This is a genomic window from Cohnella fermenti, from assembly GCF_004801405.1.
Taxonomy (GTDB): domain Bacteria; phylum Bacillota; class Bacilli; order Paenibacillales; family Paenibacillaceae; genus Cohnella; species Cohnella fermenti.
Genome location: NZ_SSOB01000041.1, coordinates 65,256 through 79,764, shown reverse-complemented (window position 1 = coordinate 79,764; position 14,509 = coordinate 65,256). Strand labels below are relative to the sequence as shown.

Below are 14,509 nucleotides of genomic sequence, written 5' to 3'. Positions count from 1 at the left end.
GATCGAATGTTACGAACGGTCAGGCCACGACTTGCGATTTGGGGAGATCACCAAGCGCCAGCTGGAAATCTATGAAGCGCTAGAAATAGCCCCCCCGACCTCGTTATAATTTGGCCGGGGATTTAGGATAGAAACCAAATTCATAAAGAGCCTCAGCTTCTTTTAATAACTTAATGAAATCACTACTGTCCTCAAAAAATAGAATTTCTTCTATTTCCCATTTCCGTTCAACTATTTCCTTAATGTTATTATCCAACCACTTCTTGAGTATTTCCTCATATGCCAGTTTATCCCTCTGGATATAGGCTGCCTGTTCATTATCCGGAACTAGTCTATAGTTGAATTTATTAAAGTCTAAGTACATACCAACAACTCCAATTCATAATTTGTTTGGCTATAGCTTATATTTAATAAAACTTTCGCATATTTTTAAACTTACGAACATGGTTAAAGTATGGCGAATAAGAAAAATCGTCAGGGAAGATCTCCCTGACGGTCCTTTTGGGTTTGGAGGATATCCGAAATGTGGTACTCGTACCCGTGGACGCTTTTATAATGCTCCGGGTACATCGCCCCCCCACAGGACTCGCACGTTCTCCCCCATCCATTCGGTCAAAGTTACGTACCATCTTTAACGGAATGAGTTCCGCTTCCCGGTGGCTTAGACATAGGTACTTAACTTGCCCGTTCTTTTCCTTGGATTACCACTTATATCCTTAGGGACATCCTCTACGGAAGATAGAATGTTAGCAATCCATGTAATAGATGCCTTGTGCCCCCATTGCATTTCAGATGTTCGCGCTGCGTAGCCTGTTTCGAACGGAAGTGATATCATGGAAGTACACAATAAATGAGTCGGAGGTGTAGACGATGCAATGGGAGGAAGTTCGCAGGATGTATCCCAACCGTTTTGTTAAGCTTCGCATCTTGGAGGGGCGTATCGAAAACCAAGTCCGGTATGTCGACGATATGGCTGTCATTCAAGCTTTTGACAATAATATTGAAGCTACCCGACAGTTGGTTCGAGCCACAGACAATATTCTCGTCTACCACACAGGCAAAGAAAAAATTGAAGTCCCGATCAAGAACTCCGCCCCACTCAGCTTCGGAGCGATGACCATTCATAACGATAAGCTTTCCTGAACCCCCAGTCGAACTGGGGGTTCTCTTGTACCGGAAAACCTGGCAACAATCAGAATCAGCGATTGCTGCGTCTGAGAGCGTCGATAATCATTCGGAAGAGGACCAAATCCTGTTTATAATCCTCAGGCGAAGTCTTCGGCATGAAGTCATTCACAATCGCGTCGTACAAGTGCTCCAATTGCAAGCGGTACGGGTCCTTAAAGGTCGGACGGCTTGTCGTCTCGGCAAAATGTTCGCCGTTGGTCGCGACGACATGCAGCGTTGCGGGAGCTTCGCGATGGTACGGAGTGTCATATTGTACGCGAACCGACTTATGAGCCCCGTACACCTCCAGATGCGCATCGAATCGTCCCTGTTCGTCTATCCCTGTCTCGAATGTAACGGTAAAAGCATCATAGTCGAAAATGACATTCAGGAAAAAAGCGCCGTTGCGAGACAGCTTGGCCCCGATAACGCCGCGAGGCATCCCCAATGCCTCGCGCATAGCGGACAGGTCGTGGCTGGACAGACCGCACAGCATAAAATACACGTCTCCGTATTCCGATTCCTCGCCCTCTCCGATCGCCTCCATCAGTGCCTTATTGGCGCGCGCCTTCCTGTCAGCCATGAGCGCTTGCGGAATATCGTCGGCTCGCTGGACACGGTGAACCGGTGCGACAAACGCGTGATTGGGACCTATAATATCGCGTACTCTTGCGTAATGGATGTTGCCGATACTCTGTATCTCCTTTAATCCTTGCACGAACGGGGCGGCATATCGTCTCATATAGCCGACCATCACCTTGACACCGTTCCGATCCCTGGCTTCGATAATAGAGTCGGCTTCGGACATGGTCAGACACATCGGCTTCTCTACCAACACATGCTTGCCTGCGTTGGCAGCGGCAACCGCGCATTCGTGGTGATACTCGGTACTGTTAAGAATCAGGATGACGTCCAGATCGGGCTGCTTCACAAGCTCCAACGCATCCGTATACAGATTCTCCACGCCGTATTGGGCCCCGAATTGGCGAAGCAGGCTAGGGGATGCATCGCATAGCGCCCCGATGCCGAATTGTTCCGGATACAGCTCAAGAACGGGCAGATGAATGGTCTGCGCCACCTCGCCCAATCCGATGATGCCTGCACTTAGCTTTCTCATATCGACATAACTCCTTTAGGGGCCGGAAACGGGGTATGAATCAGCGTCAGCGGAATCAGCCCTTTGGTCGGTCTTCCTTGCGAGGTCAGTTCGATCACCAGATCGTATCGGGAATCGAGCAGCTCCTCGGAAGGCACGATCGTAAATTCCAATTCCTTGCTGCCAATATTGCAATGATACTGCTCCAGCGAGAATGCGGTCTTTTTCCCTTCTTCCACTCTCCAGCCCGGCGGCACATACCAATTGACGTGAATCCATTGCTGGAAGTAAATCCGATTCTCTACTCGTAAACGTATTTTATAGGGGGTCGACGCTTGAATGTACGGCTCTCTGCCATAATCGATCTCCGCTTGGAAAATAGTAAAATCGAAGGGGACAACAAATGGACCTTGCGCCAATCGCTCGAGGAAGCTGGTCTCCCGGAAAGCGTTGACACGAACCTGACGGCACTTCAGCGCCTCCCCTTCTTGCATCGCAATGGAATAACCCTTTTCTACGAAAACATCGCAAATGGAAGAGCCCAGAAAGGATGGCGTCAGCTTGACAATGCGATCGGTCAACTCTGTAACCGTTGCAGGAATGCGTGTGCCCGGATCTCCGAGATTGATGCAAAGCGTCTTGATGGCATCCCCAATCGGATCTGACCATCTCTCCGGTATGGATTCGATCCCGCCGATGATTCCCATAATGGAGCCGATTGTCGCGGCCGTGCAGTCGGTGTCCTCTCCGCAGTTGGTGGCAATGCAGATGCTCTCGCCAAAATCCCCTTCCCCATAGACCCAGCCGATGATCGTAATCCCGACGTTGGCAGGGGCGTCATAACCCATGGGACCGACAGGGACGTTATCCGGAATATCTTCTTTGTTCATGCTCAGGATGCCGAAGCTGCTCGGAAATTCGTGCATCAAGCGAATACGGGCCTCTTCCCAGGTCAGCCCCTCCCGATAAGCCTTCAATGCACAATGGACGGCTCCAGCGACATCGCAATCCTTGGGAATATAAGACAAGCCGATCTCAATGAGCTTGTCCATGTCGCTCTCTGCGAACGCCGCGCTTTGCAGCGCAGCGAAAAAAATCTCTCCGTACACCCCTTCGCCGCTATGGTCGACGATGGCGTCCTCGTACGCATATTGAACGGCGATCTCCGGCCGGCCGGGAGCCAAGCACGCCCAAATCTCCGAACGGATATACGCTCCGTTGCTGTCGCGGAACGCGTTATTGACATACCCCGACAGCGGGGGAACAATGCCTTGCCGCATATTGTTTTTGCCCGCTCCGTACTCTCCCCAGTGAGGGGTAATGAAGGACAGCCAGTATTCGCCAAGAATATTCGCATCGACTGCGCGCCCGTACTTCTCCACCGCATTGAGCCACACCAACTGCAGATCGAGATCATCGTTCGGCCACGGCTCCCCATGCAGTTCCTGTGTGTAAAAATGAACGTTCAATAGTCCTCTCTTTGCCTCGAATGGTGCGCCTAACGTCCCTCCGATGTTTTTCCCCATCCAACATCCTCTAAGCTTGCTGCGATACTGTTCAAGCGTAAGCTCCATTCTCTTCATTCCTTCCAATTAATGTTGAAGCTATCTCCGATCCTCACTCGCCCGCAAGCGACTGCTCCATCCGTTCAAGCTCGACGGCCGCGAGCAGCACGATTCCCGTTCCGTGATCGTCGTTCATGTGCGTGGGAATGTCGAAGTAATACCTTCTGTCCATCGAGCACCCGGAGCCTAGGCAGACGCCATACACGTTGCCGTCCCGATCGACGCACCGCTCCAGCAGCGCTCGCCATCCCCGCCGCGCATGCTCGGCCAATTCCGGAGCAAGCCAGCCATGGCGAACACCGCGAGCGAGCGACAGGACGAATATCGCCGTGCAAGAAGTCTCTTCATACGATTGAGGCTCATCCAGCACTTGATGCCACATGCCGGTTGCGTTCTGTACGTTTACGACCGCCGTTAGCAACTCGTTTAATAAACCGAGTATCATCTCCGTTCCAGGGTAAGCTTCCGGCAGGTGCAGCAGTATTTCGGTAAGCGCGAATGCAATCCAGCCGTTGCCCCGTCCCCACGGAACATCATTCCGCATCTGCTGATCGGGGAAGTAAATGTGAGCGAACAGCCCCTTGTTCGGCATCTGCAGCCGTTCGCGATAACCGGCCGCCTGACGGATAGCTTCATCCAAGTAACGGGTATCCCCCTTCAGCCTCCCAAGCCGGACCAACAGCGGAGTGCTCATAAACAGATCGTCCGCCCACATCGTGCTCTTGCGGTGGAACGTTCCGTCGGCGAAGCGGGGAATCCCGTTCATCACTGCCTGCGCAATGACATCCACGAGGGGCACAATCTCGGCCAACTGCGTCCGATTAAAGCATTCGATCAACATCATCCCCGGCAACCCGCACGGATCTAATTCGTTCAACTCAAGCGCACGGGGAATCAGACTCGATACGCCGTACTGTTCCCGATCCCATAGCGCGTAACGATAGTACTTCGCCATCTCCCCCATACTGTCCAACACATAACTGCGCTGCTCCTCGTTGCGCGCCGCCTCGGCCGCTTCGAGCAATCCGTATAGCCCGACCTGAATAGCGTACATCCACTGCCCGTAGAAATACCCGTCACGGTAAGGGCGAGCCCATGTCTCGCCGTCTCCCAGACTCCAGAATACGCTGCGGGCCGGTCCGATCGAGTACGGTCGATCGTAACGAACCTCAAGAGACTCACCTGCTTCTTCAGGTGCAAACGGTCCAATATAGAGCCACCGCGCTGCATCGCCGCGATTCGTCTCCAGCCAAGGGATGGTCTCGAGCCGCTCGCCCCGTTCATCCCGCACCTCCACTGTAAATTCCCAGTCCGGAGATTCGCCGCGCACCGATTGGACCAGCAATTCGCGTCTTCGCGATGAGCTTCCTATCGGCAGCGTATATTGCCCGGACTGCTCGGACCGGTATATCTCCGCTCCATCGAGCCGGATGTTCAACGCTCCGCGATGCGCGATGCTCAAATGAAGCTTGTTATCTCCAGTCGGCTCAATATACGTCACGCCGTAAGCGCAGTCGTTGGGCTTGGCGTCCTTGTACAACGCGGCAAGATCGGCCCGGGGACGATCGGCTTCGATGGCCGGCTTCCCCGGACTCCAGCTCAGAAGGCGATCGCGATACGCTATCGTCAAGTCGAAGTTCCAGCCTCTCTGCTCCGGCGGCAGAGGCGTGTCCAGCCGATTGGCCAGACTGTCGATATCGCCTGTTGTCGTTCCCGCCGGGGGCTCGAACGGTCCGAGATAAGCGAAGCCTTCCTCGCCGCGCAATCGATTCTGCGGGAACGTTGGACGCGTCGAGAACAAATAATCCTTGGCCCACATCATCGGGTAGCGAGGAAAAGCCACATTAACCGAGAAGCCAAACCGACTCCCGTTATGCACACATTTAATGATCATTTCGTTGTCGCCTTCACGCATGCGGCAGTTGGTATGCACAGGCTCGTCGGACGGCCCCGGCTCAAGGTGCGTTCGCACCGCTTGGCCGTTCAGCCATAGCTTGATTGTCCCTGTTGTCGTGATGACGACATCCTGCTCGTGCGCCGCAGGCAATATCGCCGCCGCGTAACCGACCGTTCCAATGGCACAATCCGGCCAGACGGCTGCGAAGTCGGCTTCGTAGGAACCGAAGGGCGTCTGCTGACGGATCGGTTGCGGCTGGTAAGGGCGCAATCGGATCGGCTGTCTCGGTCTCGTAGCCAGCATGCGTGCAGCGATTAATCGAGACGCTTCAGAGGGCTGCGTTACCCCAGCTTCATATAAAGAATCGCCTTCTTGCAGCATCTCGTTCACTTCCGTGTTCTCCTCTCACGACTCTGTCTCGTCCGGTCCTAATCCTGTCGGGGTGTAGCTCGCATTTTGGGTCAGCAATATTTTGTCAATATGCGCCCCCGGTTCGCGGATAAACAAATTCAGCGTGTGCAAGCCGGCCGAATCGACCGTAAGCGTCATGCGCGATACATAGTCGCCCTGCAAATTCCGCCAATTGTATGTTCCATTGTCCGGGATGATCGCGGTATTGCCTGAGCTTGCTATTGTGCCGTCCAGCCCGACATAGAGGGAATCGCTGTTCCCGTTCGTGCCTGCTCCCCGCACCCAGACATAGTACGTGCCCGCACTGTCGAAGTCGATCAAATAATCCAGATGGGAGGTCGTATTCCACACTTGCGCGGAGCCTGTCGTCGGAGCGGCAAGCATCACGCCCGATCCGGAATATCCGCTGCCGGACTGATCCTCGATCCAACTGTACGTTCCTTTGACAACCTGATCGTGATACCGCTCGGCCTCCATGACGGCAAGGCCGTCCTGCACGGTGTACGGATTGCGTATCACCTGGCTGACGGTCGCATCCGGATACCCATCGGCGATAATCGCAATCGTATACGTGCCTGCGCCGCCAGCTTCAAATACCGATGCCGACAAGGTAAGGCGCTCCCCGCTTATGACGTACTTGCTTGGATCGACCGTTGTTCCGTCAAGCTTGACTTCGGTAATGGCCGTACGCCAATCCGCCCGGTCCGCAAATCCGATCTCGATCGGATAACCGATCACATTGTACGAACGGTCGGATTGAAGCAGCGGCGGATACTTGATCGGCACCGGCTCCGTCTCCGCAGGCCCTGCTCCCGTCGGCGCATAGCTTGCATTCTGGGTCAGGATCAGCTTATCCACCCTCATCCCCGGTTCGCGAATAAACAGGTTAATCGTATGCACGCCGGTATTCGCGATAGTCAGCGTGGTCCGTGTGACATAATCGCCCTTCAGCTTCCACCACTCATATGCCCCATTATTGGAACCGACCGCGAAGTTGCCTGAGGCGGGCACTGCTCCATCCAGTCCCACATACAGGGAATCGCTGTTTGTATTGATACCGGCTCCCCTGATCCAGACATAATAAGTGCCCGTCTCATCGAAGTTCACCTGATAATCCAGGCGCGACGCCGTATTCCACACCTGGGCGGCGCCTGTTGTCGGATTGGCCAGCATCGCTCCGCTTCCGCTGTAGCTGCCGTAATCGTCTTGCTCCCACTTGTAGTCGCCTGACGGGACATTGTTGTGAGCGCGCTCGGCTTCGATCACGACAAGCCCATCCTGAATTCCGTACGGCTCGCGAAGCGTTTGCGCAACCGTCGCTTCCACGTATCCCTCTGCTTGCACCCCAATGGCATACACCCGGGCGCCCGGACCGTCGAATGCATTGGCCGCAATCGCCAATTGGCCGTTCGTCACCGTGTATTGCCCCGAAGATAGAGGAATATCGTCCACGGTAACGCCGCTGATCGCCGCCTGCCAGCTCGCATCCGCCGCGAACGTCAGTTCAACCGGCTCGCCGACCAGATTATCCGCTGCATCCGCATGCAGCACCGGTGCAAATTCCATCTCGCTTGGTCCCTCGCCGCTTGGCGTGTAGCTCGCGTCTCGAGTCAGTATGAACTTATCCAGACGCACGCCGTCCTCGCGGAACCAGACATTGACGGTGTTGATCCCGGCCGCTGGAACCTCCAGCGTCCTGCGCACATTGGTTGCATTGCCGCTGCGCCAAGTATATGCACCGGTACCGCCGGTAAACAGATATTGCCCGCTTGTCTGCTGTCTGCCGTTGAGACCGATATGAATGGAGTCCGCATTCGAGTCCACATTATAGCTTCTCGACCAGATGTAGTAGGTTCCGGCTTGCGGGAAATCTACCGCGTAATTTAACTGTGGACTGAACGTCGAGTATTGGGCATCGTAGAAATTCCCGATATCCGGGGCGGCCAGCATCGTCCCTGTGCCGGTATAGCCTGCGAAATCCGTGTCGAGCACCCAATCTTGCCCCAACCGCGCTTGTTTGCTGTGATACCGCTCGGCTTCCAGCACGATTCGGCCGGACTTCTCGACAAACGGATAGCGCATCGATTGGCTAATCGTCGCATCGTCGTACCCCGTCGCTTTTATCCGAATTTCGTATGGGGCTTCCCCGGTCAGAACCCCTGCCGCAATGGTGAGCTTGCCGGGAGTCATCGCATACTCCGAGTTCAGCAGACGCCGGCCGTCCAGCGAGATATTCGTTATCGCCTGCCGCCAATCCGGCTGATCGATGAACTTAATCGCTATGCTGCCGCCAGACAAGTTGTCCGTCGTCTGCGCTTGAAGCGCAGGCGGGGCGATCGGACTTGCCGCCGTTACCGGCTGACTCACCGTCACATCGGGATAACCGGTCGCTCGGAGCACGATCGCATACGTCTTGGCCGATGGGAACGCAGCAGATGCAATTCGCACCCTGCCGGCCGATACGGTATATTGCGATCCGCTTAAGGGCGTTCCGTCCACCGACACCTCGTTCAGCGCGTCACGCCAAGGCTCGCGATCCACAAACGCAATATCGATCGGTTGTCCGATCCTATTGGCTGACGTATCCGCTATTGCTTCGGGCAATATAGGGCTGGTCGCCGGACCGACGCCTGTCGGCGTATAACCGGCATCCTTGGTCAATAGAAGCTTGTCGATGGCCGCCCCCGGTTCGCGGATGAATAGGTTCACCGTGTATAAGCCGGCAGAAGGAATGACGATCGTTGTCCGGGTCGCATAGTCTCCCTTGACCGAACGCCAGCCGTACACACCGTCGTTAGGTACGATGGCAAAATTGCCCGAGGTCGTCACGGTCCCGTTCAAACCAATATATACGGAGTCGCTGACGGGATCTGGTCCGGCACCTCGCAGCCAGACATAGTAAGTGCCTGCCGAGTCGAATTGAACCGGGTAATTCAGCCGCGATGTCGTATTCCATACTTGCGCCGTCCCTTCAACGGGGCCGGATAGCATGGCAACGTTGCCCGAAGCGCTCTCATCGTAGGTCTCCGACCACTGATAATCCCCCAGCGCCGTTTGACTCTGGTACCGCTCCGCTTCAATGACGACTTGGCCCGACGATCCCAGCGCCGTTTCGTGGCTGCGCAGCTTGACATGGAAGGATTTTCCCGCTGCCTTGTCAACATTCACGGAGAGCTTGATTGACGGCACCAGTTGCGTTACGGTTACCCCAGGGTCGCTGGAGAGAACTTCATCCGCGCCAACATTCAGCTCGATCTCGACCGTCCCCTCATTCGATTGGGTTGGGTCCGAGACGGATACGTCGATGTCGCTGCCTGTCCGTTTAACCATCACCGACGACTTTTTATTGCTGGTAATGATGTCGACCGTACGAGTCTCGTCCTCCCAGAAGTTCGCCGCTACAATGCCCAGTTTCCGTTCCTTCACGGCTTGCACCTGAGCGCTGTTTGCAAGAACGGTTATATCCGCATTGTCGGCATAGGCCGCCGTCTCCGCACTGCTCTTATTCGGCAACAGCACGTACTCGTACGCGGCATCCGCAGGATTCGCACCATGGTCGTACCACATGGTTACATAGCTGTCGCTATAGTTCGTATCGCTTTGGCCGTTATTGACAGACTTCCAATTATCGGTGCGAGTCTCCCGCAAGGCGTGCAGCGTAGCGCCTCCATCCGGGAAGTAGTAGCCGCCCGTCCCTTCAAGATAAGCCCAGCTTACATTGGCAAGGGTATCGTTCCATCCGATGGCGGAGGGTTGAAGCTGGCCATTGACGATCAGATCGTGGTCGGGAATCACAACCTGGCGAGTGTGCAGCGGCTGAATGGCGTTGCCGATCGCGCCGGGAGCATAGGTCTGGAACTCGGCGATGCGGATATAGTCGTCCATATCGTTGCCGTGTCCGACAACCCGCAAGTATCTGGCCGTCGTATCGACCACATCGAATACCTCCAGCTCTGCCGAGACTCCGCTGCTCTGCGCGCTTGTCAGCAGCGATGTCCAGGAAGCACCGTCCATGGATGCCTCAAGATCGAACGGATATGCGGCAGCGTCGCCGGCTCCGAACGCCAGTGCGACATAACCGACCTGGCGCGCCTCGCCGAGATCCGCAGTCAGCCACTTGCCGTCTCCCTCCTGCTGCCAGACAGTGCCCAGATCCCCATCCATAGCCAAGCGGGGAGCGTCGCCAACCGAACCGCTGTCCGTAACCGACGCTGCCGACTGCGGTGCGAACCCGATCGGAATCAGCAGATTGCCGCTGCTGCAGGGCGCATAGATCTGCACTTCGGCGTAGGTGTTGTTGCCGTTCTCCGAATTTCCCTGACCTATGATCCGAACAAACCTCGTCGTTTGATCCGGGATATCGATGGCTTGCAGATCCGCATCGCCGACGGTCAATGCGCTCTGTGCGCCGCTGAGCGCCGTCGTCCAGTTCGTTCCGTCCGACGAGACTTGCACATCGAAGGTGTAAATTCTTGTACTGCTCTTGTAGAGAGCAGCTCCGATGTAGGAGACGGGACGCGCAACGCCCAGATCGAACAAAATCCAAGAGCCGTCGCCGACAGAAGACCATAGGGTATCCGCTCGATTATCCAGGAGATCGTAACGACCGACTGTGTACAATTGATCCTTCACCTCGGCGACTCTCCAAGCATACGGCACGGAAGGGTCCGCATCCGCTGCCGCTCCGGCAGGAACATCGTTAAGCTTCGTGTACCCGGTCAGCTTGCGATTGTCCACAGTGGTCTCGATCGTCCGACCGTCCGTACTGTTGATGCCGGCGCCGAGCGCAACCACCTCGTCATCGAACATGAACCACGACTTGCGGGCCTGCAATGTCGTTTCCAAATCATCCAGTTCCATGCCGACGGCGCCGTATTGACCGAGCATCTCCGTGCCCCCGGTCCAATTGCCCCGTCCTCTCGTATTGGCCGTTGCCGTCCCGTCCGATGTGCGCGTTCGTGTGTCGATTGTCGTGCCGGGAAGGCGATATTTATTGACAGTTGCCCAATAATTCCCGGTATATTGGTCGGGATCTCCATTGTACAGATAAGTCATGCCGTAATTGGTATACCAGCCTTTAAGATTCTCCCCGACGCCCATCTCATAGTCGTAAGTCCGGTCGGAGAACATGCTTAGTCCCAACGTAAAGCTTGGACGCCACAGCACCGCCCTGTCCATGGCACTCATAAGCTGGAACTCGTTTCTCCCATCTGCCGGAAGGATGGACGGGTCGTTCAGAATCGTTTTAAGCTGCAGCAGCGTGCTCATCGGAGCGCCTGCATAGGGGATTTGGGTGCCGCTCTGCTGAATTTGATATTTGATGATTCGTTTGATTCGCAAGGCATCGGCAGGCGGAGCGAATTGGCTAATATCGACCAGCGTGCGCAACAGAGTGATTCCCGCCCCCTCGCTCTCCCCGACACGGGAGACCGCTCTGCCTTGTGTCATGTCCATAATGGTTCCCTTGTACATGACCGGCTCGAAAGCCTCGTAAATCTACTTATAAATGTTGCTGCGGTCCGGATCGTCAACCTCCCATGGCGATCCTTGCAACAGATTCGTAAGACTGGCCGTATACGACAAGTCGTTAACGCCGTAGCTTCCCGTGTAAGCGTTAGCGGTATGCCCGACATAGGAGCCGTCCGCATAGAAACCGTCGCGCTCTGTCACATAGTCGTACAGGACGCTTAGTGCGCTGCGCGCCTGCAACAGCTTGTCCTCGCTCTTGACAAGGATCGCACGCACGCCAATAACCATGCTTTTCCAGGCCATATTCGCGGCTTCATATTCATACTGATCCGTCCGCGCTACCGTCTCGCTATCGTAGAAGGTCGTCGGAGTAAAGTGGTCAACGGCTGCCATATAATTCTCAATCTGCAGCGGACTCAGTTCGTCGTATAGCAAAGTGACCGTATTGTTCAGCGCGAGCGGAGCACCGATTTTATAATCGTACCAGTTGCCATTCATCGCGGATGCGGCACTGTACAAGTGATCGTTCATCCAGTCAAGCGCGCCTGCGATATCGGCAGCCAAATCTTCGTCCTGATAATAGATAGATCCGTAGGTAGCGTAGCCCTGAGCCAGTTGGAAAATGCGGCCGTATAACGCCGTAATCTGACCGGACCCGCCGGAGCCGGTCAGATCGCTCCATAGGTAGGTTCGGGCAGGAGATTTGTCCATCCGTTCCCAATAGGTCTTGGCTAACATCGATATTCGGGTTACCCGTTCGGCAATATCGGGGTCGGACAAGGAATAGGAATCCCCGCCTGTCAGCGTAAGCGCCCACTTCGCGCGCAACGCATCGAACGCATCTTCCTCATCCGCATATGCCGTCCTCGACAGCAAAGCTCCGTCCATCAAAGGCAGCGTCAACACGGCAGTGAGCAACACAAGCAACACGCGACGCATGGCCAGCTTGCGAATCTTCTTCATCAAATCCATCATCCTTTCGAACCTGCTCGATTTGGCAAGATTGTGAAACAGGGCTGTCCTCAAACAGCGACACCCCTGCAACTTGGACCCATGATAAGATTTGGACGATTACTCTACTCCCAGCTCGCTGGCGGTGATCTTGGCTTTCTCCTGCAGTTGACGGACTTCGTCATAGGCTTTGTCAAGCCCCATGCCGATGAAGTCGTCGATCGCTTTCTGCTTGGCCGTCTCGAACGCCGCATCATCCTTGGCCATAATGAACTTCGTCACATTGGCCATAAAGTATTGATCCGCTTTGGCCAATGCCTGGGTGGTCGTATCCGAAGGAGCACTCACCATCGAAGGCGCAGCCCAGAACTTCGTAGGCGAATTGACCTTGCCATCCTTCACCCATTGGTCATACACTTGTCCCGGATACAGCGGCGCGCCGTAGTGCTTGGCGAAATCTTTCTCAGCGGCGGTCACTGTTGCTTCATTCACCAATTTCTTCAGATCGACAGGAACGCCGTTCTCGTTCGGATACGATTCGTCGAATGCCCCGAGCTCCTTTAACTGGTGATTAAAGCCTGTCTTGTTCAAATAATCCTGGTTATCTTGCTTGGCCATCTCGCCGATCAGCGTTTCCTTGCCGTCCACGATATCCCAATCGACGCCTTGGATGCCGTTGAAGATCAACCGTGCGCCATCCGGGGAGTTCAGATAGTCAAGCAGTTGCATCGTCCGTTCGGGATACTTGTTGCTGGACGTAATCATCTTGGCCGTTCCGATGCCCCAGCCCAGCGGTTTATCCGATGTATAGACACCGCTGATCGTCGGGAACGGACCTGGGATCGCGATCAGTTCGGCAAGCTCGTTGCCGGTGTTCTTCACCAGATCGGGTCCGCCGTTGAACACGTTTAATCCGGAATTCAGAAGTTCGCCGCGGCTGATTTTATCGAGATATTGGGAGAGCTTCTGAGTGAATCCCTCCGGGTCGAACAGCCCCATTCGATACGCTTTGTTAAAGAACTTGATCCCCTGCCAGAAGATCCCGTCTTCATCGGTATACATATCCTCCACTTCGCCTGTCTCCAGGTTCAGCAGCCGGTTGTAGGCCGTGTTCGTGTAACCATGCACGAACGGATACGTGATCAAGTAAGGCCATGTGCCCCAGTCCGTCCAAGCGGAGAACGAATACACCTTTTTGCCATCCGATGTCTTCGGATTTTTGTCTTGAATTTGCTTCATTACATTCAAGAAGTCGTCTTCGTTTGTCATCTCCGGCGCGCCGATGTCTTTGTACAGATCCCAGCGCGTATAGAAGTTGACGTAGCCGTTCAGACTGATCAGTCCGTCATACGCTTTCTGCTGTGCCGTCGACAGAAAATAAATGTTGCCCGTGCCGTTGCTGTACGACTTTTTGAACACATCAAGCGACAACTGGCTGTACTTTTTAATATTCGGGCCATATTTATCGATCAGATCGTCCAGCGGGATGATCTGTCCGCTCTTAATCAGCGAATCGGCCAACGTGTAAGCGTTTCCTTCAAACTCCATAATGTCGGGCAGATCGCCGCCTGCTATCATCGTTTTCTGCTTGACCTCGTCACCGTGAATGATGTCGAGCGTGATGTTGAATTTCTCCTTGATCGCATCCGCCAGCTCGTTGTCCATGATGCCATTGACAAACCCGTCCGCCTCGTTGCCCAGAAACACAGTAAGCGTAATCGGCTCGTTCGACAGCGGCGTTTCTTGCGATGAGGCTGCGTTCGGCGCTGACGCCGAGGGTGACGTTGACGGCGACGCAGAGCTATCTTTAGTATTGCCGCCGGAATTCGTGCAAGCTGCCAGCAGAAGCATCATAACCAGAGATGATGCAATCAGCCCCTTCGATCTCACCAAGCTTTTCAATGAAGTATCCTCCCCATTCAGTATGTGTCACGCTATTGATAAATGGTTCTC

7 protein-coding genes and 1 pseudogene are annotated in these 14,509 nt (G+C 54.8%); 1 reads left to right on the top strand and 7 read right to left on the bottom strand.

The genetic code is table 11. From position 1 onward, the window contains the following. Positions 1-103: 103 nt before the first annotated feature. Positions 104-364 (bottom strand): hypothetical protein, encoded by a 261-nt coding sequence (locus E6C55_RS25640; protein WP_136372682.1) that lies wholly within the window; start codon positions 362-364, stop codon positions 104-106. A 506-nt stretch (positions 365-870) separates the two neighbouring features. Here E6C55_RS25640 and E6C55_RS25635 point away from each other — a divergent pair. After that, on the top strand, positions 871-1,143 hold the full coding sequence (locus tag E6C55_RS25635; protein ID WP_136372681.1) for a hypothetical protein: 273 nt from the start codon (positions 871-873) through the stop codon (positions 1,141-1,143). A gap of 55 nt (positions 1,144-1,198) precedes the next feature. Here the strand turns inward: E6C55_RS25635 and E6C55_RS25630 are convergent, their stop codons facing one another. The 6 genes and pseudogenes from E6C55_RS25630 to E6C55_RS25605 form a co-directional block, all read right to left on the bottom strand. Next, entirely contained in the window at positions 1,199-2,284 is a 1,086-nt protein-coding gene (locus tag E6C55_RS25630) for a Gfo/Idh/MocA family protein (RefSeq protein WP_136372680.1), read from the bottom strand. Beyond that, positions 2,281-3,789 carry an ADP-ribosylglycohydrolase family protein gene (locus E6C55_RS25625; RefSeq protein WP_230986864.1) on the bottom strand — a complete coding sequence of 503 codons (1,509 nt, stop codon included), beginning with the start codon at positions 3,787-3,789 and terminating at the stop codon, positions 2,281-2,283. Before E6C55_RS25625 ends, E6C55_RS25630 begins: the two co-directional genes overlap by 4 nt. Positions 3,790-3,880: 91 nt before the next feature. Continuing rightward, the gene (locus E6C55_RS25620; protein WP_230986863.1) at positions 3,881-6,106 is read right to left on the bottom strand and encodes a glycoside hydrolase family 88/105 protein; all 2,226 of its coding nucleotides are present in this window, start codon (positions 6,104-6,106) and stop codon (positions 3,881-3,883) included. A gap of 24 nt (positions 6,107-6,130) precedes the next feature. Further along, positions 6,131-10,021: a hemoblobin-interacting domain-containing protein gene (locus E6C55_RS35490; RefSeq protein WP_407923767.1), complete on the bottom strand. Its 3,891-nt coding sequence runs from the start codon at positions 10,019-10,021 to the stop codon at positions 6,131-6,133. Further along, a pseudogene (locus E6C55_RS35485) lies at positions 10,004-12,493 on the bottom strand (polysaccharide lyase family 8 super-sandwich domain-containing protein); the annotation flags it as partial. The pseudogene E6C55_RS35485 and the gene E6C55_RS35490, both read right to left, overlap by 18 nt. Positions 12,494-12,676: 183 nt before the next feature. Then, the gene (locus E6C55_RS25605) at positions 12,677-14,458 is read right to left on the bottom strand and encodes a type 2 periplasmic-binding domain-containing protein (protein ID WP_136372675.1); all 1,782 of its coding nucleotides are present in this window, start codon (positions 14,456-14,458) and stop codon (positions 12,677-12,679) included. Positions 14,459-14,509: the final 51 nt, after the last annotated feature.